This is a genomic window from Nitrobacter sp., from assembly GCF_047149785.1.
GTDB lineage: Bacteria > Pseudomonadota > Alphaproteobacteria > Rhizobiales > Xanthobacteraceae > Nitrobacter.
This window is the reverse complement of sequence record NZ_BAAGBE010000001.1, coordinates 2964091-2976373: the sequence shown is the minus strand read 5'-3', so window position 1 is coordinate 2976373 and position 12283 is coordinate 2964091. Positions and strand designations below refer to the sequence as shown.

The window sequence follows — 12283 nt, the reverse complement described above, 5'->3', positions numbered from 1 at the left end:
TGGCGTGAAGATAATGCGCGCGAACGATATTCGGGAGGTGCGACCGGATATAAAACGGATCCATCGTTGCCGATCGTTTCCAGGTTTCCTTTTGCCACCGCGCGCAGACTACGACAAGTCGCGGCGCATCACCAAGGCGTTCAGTTCCTGGCCGCCGGCCTCCCGATAGTAGCGTTCGCGGCGGCCGGTGACGGCGAAGCCGGCGCGTTCATAGAGACGCCGCGCCGGCTGATTATTTTCCTCGACTTCGAGAAACACGGTGCGCACGCCGCGCCCTGCGAGGTAGCCGAGATGCGTGAACAGCAGATCGCGCGAGAATCGCTGACCGCGATGGCTGGCGTCGATGGCGATCGAGAGGATCTCGGCCTCATCGGCCGCGATGCGCGACACGGCGAAGCCGATCACGCTCGATCGTAGCCGCAGACGCTGAACCAGCGTGTTGCGCTCCGCGATCATGAGCTCGAATTCGTCCTCGCCCCATCCGCGATGAAACGATGCTCCATGAATCGCGGCAAGGCGGGCGGCGTCGTGCGGGCCGGCTGTCTCGACCACGGGCGTTGCGCGTTCTTTGCCCGAGAACCATGTCATCATGATGCAGCCGGCTTCGCTGTTTTGTGGAGGGGGTCACCGGCCGGTCTGGCGTCGGGGGCGCGGAGATAGGTGGGGCGCGGCGGCGCGGCGTCCGGACTGACCGCGGCGGCGAGCCATGCCACCCAGGCGATGTCGGGCGCCGCTTGCGGATCGACCGCGACCGGCGTCGGCGCATTCGCAGGCCAGCGGTCGAACAGAAGTTTCGCGGCATTGCCGACCAGATGCGGCGCGCCGAAACGCGACGCGGCGGTAAGCGCTTCCTCGACCGGCGCGACGCAGGGCGGGATCAGCGCGGAGCCGTCGCCGCTGACGGCCTGAAAGTAAACGTGATCGTGGCGGGCATCGATCGCGGAGATCACCGGCGGGCAGCGGTTCTCGCCGACAACCGGCGCGGCATAGGCCATTAGGGTCGTCACGCCGACCGCCGGTTTATTGGCGGCAAGCGCGATGCCGCGCGCGGCCGACAGTCCCACGCGAAGGCCGGTAAAACTGCCGGGGCCGGTGGTCGCGGCGATGCGGTCCAGCGCCGCGAAGGCGACATCGGCGGATTCGATCACGCGGGCAATCAGCGGCATCAGCGCTTCCGCGTGCCCGCGCTTCATCGCCAGCGTTTCATGGGCGATGAGCCGGCCGGCGTCGGTGTCCAGGACGCAGGCGGCGCAGGCATCGAGCGCGGTGTCGATCGCAAGAACAAGCATCGTGAGGCCAGATTAGAGCGGGATGAAGTTTGATTGAAACGTCATGCCCGGCTTTATGCCGGGCATCCACGTCTTGAAACGCGAACCGGATCAAAGACGTGGATGGCCGGGACCATAGCCGTTCGACAGAACGCCGTTCTTCGAACAGCTATGCCCCGGCCATGACGCGTTGAAATGCTTCATCGTCAACTCATCGGTTTCCTTTTCTAGCATCGTTCCTGATGATTGACCCGCGGTTCCCGATAAACGGCGCCTGGTTTTAGACACGATATTGTCGCGATTCCGGCCATTTTCCCGCCGCGCCCAAGTTCCGGCCAGCATTTAATCGGCATTTAACTAAAAGTCGCCTTAATGACGCTCCGCAAGTCTGCGACAGGTTCATCGGAACTTCGGGGAATCAGCCTTGAGCAGCAGTCTTGTATCCGCACCTGCGGGCGGCATGCGGGAGCGTTGTGCGCCTGCAAAGGTCGGGCTCTAAGTGACTCTGGACGTGGGGCGAATGACGTACGTTACGGGCACACGTTATTATGATGTGGCGGCTTACTCCGCCGCTCCGCCGGGCAAGGCCGTTCCTCAAAATATCGTCGGTGCCGCTGCGCTCGCCTGCATCGCGCTTGCCTGCGCCTGGACTCTCTATGCCAATGTTTCCGGCGGGGACCCGGAGCTGGTAACGGCATCGCTGCCGCCGGCCGCATCCATTCGGTCCGAACCGGCCGATCGCATCGCGGCCGCATACCAGGCGCTGCGCGAGATGCCCCGGCCGCCCGCCGCCCAGGCGACGGCCGAGCTTCGCGCATCGGTCAACGCCCGTATCGAAGATCCCGCCGCGCGGGCCCGCACGGCATTGCTTTACGGTCCCCACTTCCTTGGCCCGCAGCCGGGAACCTTCCGGTTGCCGGTAGAACCGGTAGAGCCTGCTCCGGTAGAGGTTGCCGCGCTTCCGGCTCAGTCAACGCCGGAGACCTTGCCGCTTCCGCCGCTGCCCCAGGTCGCAGCCGTCGTTCCGATGCCTGCGCCGCGTCCGGCCGAACTGCGCTCGTTGCAGGCTGCCGCTCCGTCCCGCCGCGAGGTTGCGCAGGCCAATGCAACTGCCGCGCTGGAGCCGGAGCCCGAACCGAAGAAGCCGTCCATCTTCGAGAAGCTGTTCGGTAAATCCGTGGCCAACGGCCTGCAACTCGCATTCGCTGCGCCCGACGGCGGGGTGACGAGCGGGGGCGAGAGCCTGACGCTCGGCCGCCTCCCGCAATACGACCGATACACTGCCGTCTATGATATTTCCGCGCGCACGGTCTACATGCCTGACGGCACCAAGCTCGAGGCGCATTCAGGGCTCGGCAAGATGCTGGACGATCCGCGCTATGCCGACCGGAAAATGCGCGGCGTGACGCCGCCACACACCTACGACCTGTCGTTGCGCGAACGTCCGTTCCACGGCGTGGAAGCGATCAGGCTGAAACCGGTCGGCGGCGAGGATGAGATATATGGGCGCAGCGGGCTGCTCGCGCATACCTACATGCTCGGGCCGAACGGCGACTCCAACGGCTGCGTGTCATTCAGGAACTATGCCGCGTTCCTGCACGCCTACAAGAGCGGCCAGATCAAGCGGCTGGTTGTCGTCGCAAAGCTCTGAGACTGAAGTCGCCGCCGAAAGCCGCGCCGCTACACCGGCCGCACTTCGGTCACTTCGGGAATGAAATGTTTCAACAGGTTCTGGATGCCGTTGCGCAAGGTCACCGTCGATGACGGGCATCCAGAGCACGAACCCTTCATGTTCACATAGACGACGCCATCCCTGAAGCCGCGGAAGGTGATATCGCCGCCGTCGTCGGCGACGCCCGGCCGCACCCGCGTCTCGATCAGGTCCTTGATCAGGGTCACGGTCTCGGCGTCCGCTTCGTCGAAGAATTCAACGGCGCCATCCTTGTCGGCCTCGTCATCGGTTTCGCCGTCCGCCAGCAGCGGCGCGCCCGACATGTAGTGCTCCATGATCACGCCGAGGATGGCCGGCTTGAGATGCTGCCAGTCGCTGTCGTCCTTCGTCACCGTGATGAAGTCCGAGCCATAGAACACGCCGGTGACGCCATGTATGGCGAACAGCTTCACGGCGAGCTGCGAGCGGCCGGCGGTGTCGGGACCGGTGAATTCCATCGTGCCCTTGCCGAGCACGGTGCGGCCCGGAAGGAACTTCAAGGTGGCGGGGTTGGGGGTGACTTCGGTCTGAATGAACATGGGTTTCTCCGTCGTCGCCGGTTCAAGGCCGGCGCGTAGGTTCCCCTTAGCAGATAGCCATCGCAAAAGCACGATCAAGGGCGCGGAACAGTCCTCCGCGGCTGAAACGGACCTCCGTCGCGGCTTCGGGCGAAACAGGGACCGGCCCACGCCATAATCTTCAAGACGGGACTTTCAGGACAGCGCGTCGATCGCCTCGTCGTTCAGATTGCCCGGCACGATCGTCACCGGGATCGGAAAGTTGCCGGCGGTCTTGGCCAGCGTCGTGATGATCGGACCCGGGCCCTCGGGGCCGCCGCCGGCGGCCAGCACCAGCATCGAAATATCGAGGTCCTTGTCGATGACGTCGAGAATCTGTTCGAGCGGGGAGCCCTCGCGAATGACGCGTTCCGGCGTAATCGCGGCAATGCCGTTGGCCCGGCCGGAGGCACGGTCGAGCGCCGCGTTCGCGCCTTCATGGGCCTCGGCGCGCATCACCTCCGCGACGCCGAGCCATTCCTGATTGCGGTCTTCCGGCTCGATCACCCGCAGCATCACGATGCCGCCGCCGACGCGAATGGCACGGCGGCTCGCATAATAGACGGCGCGGTCCCATTCCGCGCTGTCGTCGACGACGACGAGATATTTCGGCTTGTGACCCGTCTCATAACTTCGGCGTTGTGCGCTCATGCATGTCCCGGTGCTGAACCAGCCGCAGCCATGCTGCCATGGCGGAGGCAGCCCCGACAAGCCGGATGCGGAGCGCGATCAATGGTGGCCGAGGTTGCCGGGAGCGACGTGACGTCAGCGCCTGTGGACGAATCCGACGATGTCCTTCACCGCGTTCATGGTTTCGGAGGCAATGGCGCGGGCACGATCGGCGCCGTCGATCAGAATGCGGTCGACATAGGCCGGATCGTCGGTCAGCCGTTTCATCTCGGCCGCGATCGGCGACAGCTTTGCGACCGCGAGATCGACGAGGTCGGACTTGAAGCCGGAGAATTGCGCGCCGCCGAATTGGGCGAGCACCTCGGACTTCGGCTTCCCCGACAGCGCCGCATAGATGCCAACGAGATTGTCGGCCTCGGGGCGGCTTTCCAGCCCTTTTTCCTCCGATGGCAGCGGTTCCGGATCGGTCTTGGCCTTGCGGATCTTTTGCGCGATGGTGTCGGCGTCGTCGGTGAGATTGATGCGCGAATAATCCGACGGATCCGACTTCGACATCTTCTTGGTGCCGTCGCGCAGGCTCATCACGCGCGTCGCAGGTCCCGTGATCACGGGCTCGGGCAGCGGAAAGAATTTTTCGTCGAAACCATTTGCGGCGATCGATCCGGAAAAGTCGTTGTTGAATTTCTGGGCGATGTCGCGGCTCAGTTCGAGGTGCTGTTTCTGGTCCTCTCCGACCGGAACATGCGTGGCGCGATAGACCAGAATGTCGGACGCCATCAGCACCGGATAGTCGTAAAGCCCGACCGATGCGTTCTCGCGGTCCTTGCCGGCCTTTTCCTTGAACTGGGTCATGCGGTTGAGCCAGCCGAGTCTCGCCACGCAGTTGAACACCCAGGTCAGTTCGGCGTGCCCCGCCACCTGACTCTGGTTGAAGATGATGTGCCGCTTCGGATCGATGCCGGCCGCGATGAAGGCGGCGGTCACTTCGCGGGTGTTGCGGCGGAGCGCCTCCGGGCCGCCCCAGACGGCGATGGGCACGGTGATGGCATGGAGATCGACCACGCAATAGAGGCATTCGTGGTCGGCCTGCAATGTCACGAAATTGACGATGGCGCCGAGATAATTGCCAAGATGCAGATTGCCGGTCGGCTGCACGCCCGAAAAAACCCGTGTCATCGTTCTCTTCCTGCCTGCCGGGGCGGTCGGTCGAAGCGCTGCGGAGACGCGGTTCGACGCGGCCGGCGCCGCGTGTCGTCCTTGCCATGCGCCGACTAGGGGCGCAAGCCGCCGGATCGCATCAAGGCGGTCCACATGCTGCGCCGGTCGATCACCTGGAATAGCAGAAGAAGCAGGACATAGACCGCGATCCCGAAGGCGATCAGGATCGCGAGCTGGACGACTTGCAGGATCGCGTGCTCGCCGTCCGCTGCCGGGAGCAGCCGGATCGCGAGCCATAAAACCACGCCCATCACGGTCGCCGCCAGCACGATGCGCGGCAGGCGCCGGCGCGCTTCGGCGTCGACGGAAAATCCGAACGTCGCGGTGACGCTCCGGGCGAGACTCGCCGCATTGCTCCATGCACCGAACGCCAGCGCGACGGCAATGCCGCCGGCTCCGAACATCCATCCGAAAACGACTGCGAGAACGACCGCGACCGCGAGCCCCTTCAGCGTCGCCACTAGCGGCGTCATCGTGTTGCCGCGCGCAAAGAATGCGGGCGACAGCGCCTTGATCAGGACATAAGCGGGCAGGCCGGGGGCGAGACAGCCGAGCGCCAGCGCCGTGGCGTGAGTGTCGGCCGCGGTGAACGCGCCGTGCTCGAACAGCACCCGCACGATCGGCTCGCTGAGGACGATCAGGCCGAGCGTCGCGGGCAGAGCGAGGCCCGCCGCAAGCTCGAGGCCGCGCGACTCGGCGTCGGCCAGCGCGGCGGTGTCGTCCTTGTTGATGGCGCGACTCAGTTCCGGCACCAGCACGGTGCCGATGGCGACGCCGGTCATCCCCAGCGGCAATTCGACCAGGCGGTTGGCGAAATAGAGCCACGCCACCGCCGACGGCGACGCCGACGCCACGGCCGCGCCGGCCACGATGAGCAGTTGCGGTCCCGTATTCGCGATCATGCCGGGAATGGCCTTGCGGACGAAATCCCGCATCCCGGCGTCAAACGATACGCGCAAGGGATTTGCAAGGCTGTCGCGCCGGCTCGGTATCGCAAGCACCGTCAGTTGGAGAAGGCCTGCCGCGCCCACGGCCGACGCCAATATCAGCGCGGCGGAACGGGAGTCCCGATGCGACAGCAGCAGGACCGCGGCGACAAGGATCAGGGCGGTGTTGAACGTGAGCGGCGCGAAGGCGGGAATCGCGAAGCGATGCCGGGCATTGAGCAGGCCGATCATGACGGCCGCAGGGCCGGCGAAGGCGAGATAAGGCAGCATCAGCCGCGCGTCGGTCACCGCAAGGCGCAGGCTCTCGCTCCCGGCGAAACCCGGCGCCAGAACCATCATCAGAAGCGGCATCGCGACGGCGGCAATCACGGTAAGCGCGATCAGGGCCGCGCTCACGGTGCCGAGCACCGCGCCGGCGAAGGCCGACGCGACGGCCGGTCCGTTGCCGTCGCGCAGGCGCATCCAGGCCGGCACCAGCGCCGCGTTGAGCGCGCCTTCGCCGAGCATCCGGCGGATCACATTGATGAGCTGAAACGCGATCAGGAAAGCGTCGGCGACCGGGCCCGCGCCCATAAGCGCCGCGATCAGGGCGTCGCGCGCGAATCCGAGCAGACGCGAGGCCAGCGTGCCCGAGGAGACGGTGAGGACGGAGCGGATCATGGCGGTATCAGCCGAGCCGTGCTTGATGGCATGGAGGCACCGTGATAGGTCGCGGCAAACCCCATTTCGCGGGAGTCTGACCGGATTCCGCGCCTCCCCGCAATTGCCGCAACGGGATATTCTTAATGACTTCAGCGAAATACGACGTGCTCGGGATCGGCAACGCGATTTTCGACGTTCTGGTGCGGACCGACGAGGGCTTTCTCGCCGCCCATGGCATGACCAAAGGCGGCATGGCGCTGATCGACGAGGCGCGCGCAGCCTCGATCTATGCCGATATGGGGCCCGCGACGGAAATGTCGGGCGGTTCGGCCGCCAACACCATCGTCGGTCTCGCCGGATTCGGCGCGCGCACGGCCTATGTCGGCAAGGTGAAGGACGATCAGATCGGCCGTCTCTATGCCCATGACATTCGCGCCGCGCAGGTGGCCTTCGATACGCCGCCCGCATCCGACGGCCCGGCGACCGGCTGCTCCTACATTCTGGTGACGCCCGACGGCGAGCGCACCATGAACACCTATCTCGGCGCGGCGCAGGACCTGTCGCCTGCGGACATCGATGCCGAGGCCGTCGCCGCCGCGTCGATCCTCTATCTCGAAGGTTATTTGTGGGATCCCAAGGCGGCGAAAGACGCGTTCCTGAAGGCGTCGCAGATCGCGCACGGGGCGAAGCGGCAGGTGGCGCTGACGTTGTCGGATGCGTTCTGCGTCGATCGCTACCGCGACGAATTTCTGCGCCTGATGCGAAGCGGCGCCGTCGATCTGATCTTCGCCAACGAGAGCGAACTGCATTCGCTCTATCAGACCTCGGATTTCGATGCGGCGCTGGCGCAATTGCGCAATGACATTGCGTTCGGCGTCGTCACCCGCAGCGAGAAGGGCTGCGTGGTTGCGACGACGGACGGCGTCACCGCGGTGCCGGCGTGTCCGATCGACGCCCTGGTCGATACGACGGGAGCCGGCGATCTGTTCGCGGCCGGGTTTCTGTTCGGACTGGCGCGCCACGCGAGCCACGAAGACGCGGGGCGTCTCGGCGCGCTCGCCGCGGCCGAGGTGATCCAGCACATCGGCGCACGGCCCCAGGTGTCGCTGAAGCAACTTGCGCAGGAAAATGGCCTGCCGGTGTGAGCTATAGCGTTTTCGAGCAGGGTGCATACCGGTTCGCGGAAGGAAAACGCGTCAAAACAAGGATCAGCTTTCCGGCAGTGGAATGAACTCGTGCTCGTTCGGGACGGCTGCGAAACGGCCGGTTTTCCAGTCTTCCTTGGCCTGCTCGATGCGTTCCCTGCTGGAAGAGACGAAATTCCACCAGATGTGACGCGGTCCCTCCAGCGCGTCGCCGCCGAGGAACATCATCCGCGCGGGCTTTGTCGCCCGCACCGTGATGCGGTCGCCGGGGCGGAAAACCAGAAGTTGCGGCGCTTCGTGGCGGTCGCCCGCGATCTCGATCTCGCCGTCGACCACATAGATCGCGCGCTCCTCGTGATCTGCATCCAGCGGCGCGCTCATGCCGGCGTCCAAGCCGACCTCGGCATAGAACCATGGCGACACCATCTCGACCGGCGAGGTTGCGCCGAACGACCGGCCGGCGATGACGCGGGCGCGCAATCCCTTGTCCTGCACCGTCGGCAGGCTGCCGGCGCCGTAGTGCTGGAATGAGGGCGTGATTTCCTCCTTGGCTTTCGGCAGTGCGATCCAGCTTTGCAGGCCGAGCATCATCTGCCCGCTGGCGCGTTGCGCGTCGGGGGTGCGTTCGGAATGGGCGATGCCGCGCCCCGCGGTCATCAGGTTCATGGCGCCGGGCTGGATTTCCTGGATGTTGCCCTCGCTGTCGCGGTGCATGATGCTGCCGTCGAACAGGTAGGTGACGGTGGCGAGCCCGATATGCGGATGCGGCCGCACGTCCATGCCCTTGCCGGAGACGAACTGCACCGGGCCGAAATGGTCGAAGAAGATGAACGGGCCGACCATCTGCCGCTTGCCGTGCGGCAGCGCGCGGCGCACCGCGAATCCGTCGCCGAGGTCGCGAACGCGCGGCACGACGACGAGTTCGAGCGCATCGCACGTCTTGGGATCGCCGAGGATCGGATCGTTGGAGGGAAGCCAGCTCATGTTGTCTCCGTCGGACGCGACCATTAAGCTCTATTATTATCGTGCGCGGCGGCGCTGACAACAGCGCTCACCGCATGCCGCCGGTTACGGTTTTGACGGATGATGGAACGGGATTCGTTCACTACCTATCCGCCGCTCGACACGCTCAAGCGCGTGACCGACGACGTCTGGATCGTCGACGGTCCGGCGATCCGCTTCGGCCCGCCGTTGCTGAAGATGCCGTTCTCGACCCGCATGACGGTCATCCGCATGGGTGATGATTTGCTCATCCATTCGCCGACGCCGCTGACGCCTGGACTCAAGACGGAAGTCGAGGGCCTCGGCCGCGTGCGCTGGATCGTCGGACCGAACCGGCTGCATTACTGGTGGATTCCGGATTGGCACAGGGCCTTCTCCCGCTCAGAGGTCTATCTCGCGCCGCGCATTCGCGAACAGGCCGGCGGCCGCATCGATTTTGACTGTCACGCGCTCGATCGCGACCGGGGTTATCCCTGGGACGAGGCCGTCGCGACGCTCCGTGTCGAGAGCAGGTACATGACGGAAGTCGTCTTCCTTCATCGCGCGAGCGGGACGCTGGTGCTGACCGACCTGATCGAGAATTTCGAGCCACGCAAGCTGGGTTCATTTCTCATGCGCTGGCTGACGCGGCTTGGCGGCGCGCAGGACCCCGACGGGTCGATGCCGCGCGACATGCGGATGGCCTATCGGGACAAGGCGCGGCTGAGGGCCGCGGTCGAGACCATGATCGGCTGGAATCCGAAGCGGATCATCCTGGCCCATGGGCGGTGGTATGATCGCAACGGCATGGACGAACTGCGCCGCGCGTTCCGCTGGTTGCTGGGATAGGCGCGGTCAGAGCGTTTTCGAGCGAAGCATGTCCTCGGGCTTGACCCGAAGATGGCTACCGGTTCGCGTGAAGAAAACGCGTCAAATCAAAACCATAAAGCCCCGCTTCTGATTCCGTCAGAAGCGGAAGAGGCTACAGAGTCTGTTTCAACTGCGTTGAACCGGACTCGTCGCTTATCTTTTTGTTTGAGCATGATCTTTTCCGAAAACCGGTTTCCACTTTTCGGGATCGTGCTCTAGGTCCAGCGATCAATCGAAGTCCAGCGATCAATCGAACAGGCCGAACGGGTTCCAGACGCTGTTGCGGGCGTAGCGCGGAGGAGCCGACTGCTCGACGTCTGCCACGATCCTCGCGCTGCGGGCGTGAGCGACGTGCCTGCGTCGCGGCGCGGTCTTCTGAGCGACCTTGGAGGATTCGACGGTCGGTCCCTTGGTGGTTGTCGTTTCCTTGGGCATTTCCGCCCGCGCTTCGTAGACGTGGTTCGCCGGCAGGTAGCGGAGCTGGCGTTCCCACTGCAGACGATCGGGGGTGGGCGCGAGCGTGGCGATATCCGGATAGACGATGGGGCGGGGGTCCTCCTTCTTCGACTGCTCAAAGCGCTCCTCGGAGCGGCGCCAGTCATCGATCGAACTGAGAACCGCCGATCCGGTCCCCAGGTTCGATCCGGTCCCCAAGTCCGTCCCGGTCCTCGTTGCCGGATCCTTGGATTTCAAGTCCTTGGATGTCGAGCCCGTGGAGCGCAAGCTCGTGGGCGCCACGCCGCCTCCCACGCTTGCGATGTCGCTGTTTGCCTGGTGGACGGCGTCCGCATCGCCTGGCCACACCCAGTCTGTGACCCAAAGCAAGCCGACCAGACAGCAGCCCATCACCACGAAATAACGAAAAACCGGCATCACGACACCAACGCTTACTCAAACAAACAAACGCAACCCGCACAGCTAGGTTCCAGCAAGGCGGGTTGAGGTTCAAGCTAATGTCAGGAATATGGTTCATGCGCCACAATTCAGGATGACTTTGCCGCCGGTTAGCACGAAGATGTGACCGACCGGCGAGAACACGGCAGCCCGTCGATCATGCCGGGGGCGGATCCGCGCCGCCCGAGCCGCGCTATTGCGGAAAGCGGCGTGACCGGCTTTAACCTCCGGACGGCTGGATAACCCAACCCTGCGGTGCATGATCTCATTGCTGAAACGCACGGCAACGCGGCTTTGGTCGCGAAAGGTGGAGATGGGCCTGGGCTTGCGGGTCACGGCCGCCGCCTTCGCCGCGCTGGCGGTCGCGACCGCGCTGCACCTGAGGCTGCCGCTGTGGGCGGTGCTGACGGCGATCATCGTGACGCAGATGAGCGTCGGCCGCTCGCTGAAGGTGACGCGCGACTACCTCATCGGCACCGTCGGCGGGGCGATCTACGGCGGCGCGATCGCCATTCTGATCCCGCATCACGGCGAAAGCGGGTTGCTGGCGGTGCTGGTGCTGGCGGTGGCGCCGCTGGCGTTCCTGGCCGCGATCAATCCGAGCCTGAACGTTGCGACCGTGACGGCAATCATCGTGCTGCTGCTGCCGACGATGGGGCAGATGTCGCCGATCGAATCCGCCATCGACCGCATATTGGAGGTGACGGTCGGGGCCGTCACCGGGCTGTTGGTGTCGTTTCTGGTGCTGCCGTCGCGCGCCTACGGCCAGATTCGCGCCAATGCCGCGCGCGTGCTGAATCTTCTTGCCGACGCATTGCAGGAGTTGCTTGCGGGCCTGACCCGGGGCCGCGACAACGACGCGCTTCACGCGCTTCAGGATGGAATAGGGCATGCCATCAGCGAACTGAACGCGATCGGCATCGAGGCCGAACGCGAGCGCTCAGCGCGGCTCTCCCATGGGCCGGACACCGGACCGCTGTTGCGAACCGTGTTGCGGCTGCGGCATGACGTCGTGATGATCGGACGCGCCACCGTGACGCCGCTGCCGATCAATCTTCAGTCGCGGCTCGCGCAGCCGCTCGTGAGGCTCAGCGATGTCATGAACAACTATCTGAAGGCTTCCGCCGAGGCGTTGCGGCTTGGCGGGCCCGCGCCGGCGCTGTTGCCGGTGCAGACGGCGCTCGAGGCTTACGCAGCGGAGATAGCCGCGATGCGTGGCGAGGGGCTGACGCGCGGACTGCCCGGCGACATGACCGAGCGATTTTTCGCGCTGGGTTTTTCGCTCGAGCAGATGCGTCAGAATCTCGCCGATCTGGAAAGATGCGTCTCCGAATGGGCCGGGCGGCCGGAATCATCAGCCGGAAACGCCGAACGTGTCGCAGAGACCGGCTAGAGTCTGTTTCAACCGCGTTGAATCAGA

The 12283-nt window shown here is 64.9% G+C and carries 12 protein-coding genes; 4 read left to right on the top strand and 8 right to left on the bottom strand.

Annotation, left to right across the window (positions count from 1 at the left end; all coding sequences use genetic code 11):
- Positions 1 to 108 precede the first annotated feature (108 nt).
- Together rimI and tsaB are read right to left on the bottom strand one after the other, a co-directional pair.
- Positions 109 to 591 (bottom strand): ribosomal protein S18-alanine N-acetyltransferase, encoded by a 483-nt coding sequence (rimI, locus tag ACMDCM_RS13890; RefSeq protein ID WP_412774101.1) that lies wholly within the window; start codon positions 589 to 591, stop codon positions 109 to 111.
- The gene (gene tsaB, locus ACMDCM_RS13885) at positions 588 to 1289 is read right to left on the bottom strand and encodes a tRNA (adenosine(37)-N6)-threonylcarbamoyltransferase complex dimerization subunit type 1 TsaB (RefSeq protein ID WP_412774100.1); all 702 of its coding nucleotides are present in this window, start codon (positions 1287 to 1289) and stop codon (positions 588 to 590) included. Before tsaB ends, rimI begins: the two co-directional genes overlap by 4 nt.
- A 499-nt stretch (positions 1290 to 1788) precedes the next feature.
- Here tsaB and ACMDCM_RS13880 point away from each other — a divergent pair, with 499 nt between their 5' ends.
- On the top strand, positions 1789 to 2919 hold the full coding sequence (locus tag ACMDCM_RS13880; protein ID WP_412774099.1) for a tlde1 domain-containing protein: 1131 nt from the start codon (positions 1789 to 1791) through the stop codon (positions 2917 to 2919).
- Positions 2920 to 2948: 29 nt separating this feature from the next.
- Here the strand turns inward: ACMDCM_RS13880 and ACMDCM_RS13875 are convergent, their stop codons facing one another.
- From ACMDCM_RS13875 to murJ, 4 genes are all read right to left on the bottom strand, one after another.
- The gene (locus tag ACMDCM_RS13875) at positions 2949 to 3518 is read right to left on the bottom strand and encodes a NifU family protein (RefSeq protein ID WP_412774098.1); all 570 of its coding nucleotides are present in this window, start codon (positions 3516 to 3518) and stop codon (positions 2949 to 2951) included.
- Positions 3519 to 3692: 174 nt separating this feature from the next.
- A complete protein-coding gene (locus tag ACMDCM_RS13870) occupies positions 3693 to 4187 on the bottom strand; it encodes a universal stress protein (protein ID WP_412774097.1) in 495 nt (164 codons plus the stop codon).
- A gap of 114 nt (positions 4188 to 4301) precedes the next feature.
- Positions 4302 to 5342 carry a tryptophan--tRNA ligase gene (gene trpS, locus ACMDCM_RS13865; RefSeq protein ID WP_412774096.1) on the bottom strand — a complete coding sequence of 347 codons (1041 nt, stop codon included), beginning with the start codon at positions 5340 to 5342 and terminating at the stop codon, positions 4302 to 4304.
- A 95-nt stretch (positions 5343 to 5437) separates the two neighbouring features.
- The gene (gene murJ, locus ACMDCM_RS13860; protein ID WP_412774095.1) at positions 5438 to 6991 is read right to left on the bottom strand and encodes a murein biosynthesis integral membrane protein MurJ; all 1554 of its coding nucleotides are present in this window, start codon (positions 6989 to 6991) and stop codon (positions 5438 to 5440) included.
- 125 nt (positions 6992 to 7116) lie between these two features.
- Between murJ and ACMDCM_RS13855 the strand changes: the two genes are divergently transcribed.
- Complete coding sequence (locus ACMDCM_RS13855) at positions 7117 to 8118, top strand: adenosine kinase (RefSeq protein ID WP_412774094.1); 1002 nt, start codon at positions 7117 to 7119, stop codon at positions 8116 to 8118.
- A 63-nt stretch (positions 8119 to 8181) separates the two neighbouring features.
- Here the strand turns inward: ACMDCM_RS13855 and ACMDCM_RS13850 are convergent, their stop codons facing one another.
- Positions 8182 to 9102, bottom strand: coding sequence for a pirin family protein (locus ACMDCM_RS13850; RefSeq protein ID WP_412774093.1), 921 nt, complete (start codon positions 9100 to 9102; stop codon positions 8182 to 8184).
- 99 nt (positions 9103 to 9201) lie between these two features.
- Between ACMDCM_RS13850 and ACMDCM_RS13845 the strand changes: the two genes are divergently transcribed.
- Positions 9202 to 9948 (top strand): DUF4336 domain-containing protein, encoded by a 747-nt coding sequence (locus ACMDCM_RS13845; RefSeq protein ID WP_412774092.1) that lies wholly within the window; start codon positions 9202 to 9204, stop codon positions 9946 to 9948.
- Positions 9949 to 10215: 267 nt separating this feature from the next.
- Here the strand turns inward: ACMDCM_RS13845 and ACMDCM_RS13840 are convergent, their stop codons facing one another.
- Positions 10216 to 10842, bottom strand: a complete 627-nt coding sequence (locus ACMDCM_RS13840) for a hypothetical protein (RefSeq protein ID WP_412774091.1) — start codon at positions 10840 to 10842, stop codon at positions 10216 to 10218.
- Positions 10843 to 11125: 283 nt separating this feature from the next.
- Between ACMDCM_RS13840 and ACMDCM_RS13835 the strand changes: the two genes are divergently transcribed.
- Positions 11126 to 12256, top strand: coding sequence for an FUSC family protein (locus ACMDCM_RS13835; protein WP_412774757.1), 1131 nt, complete (start codon positions 11126 to 11128; stop codon positions 12254 to 12256).
- Positions 12257 to 12283: the final 27 nt, after the last annotated feature.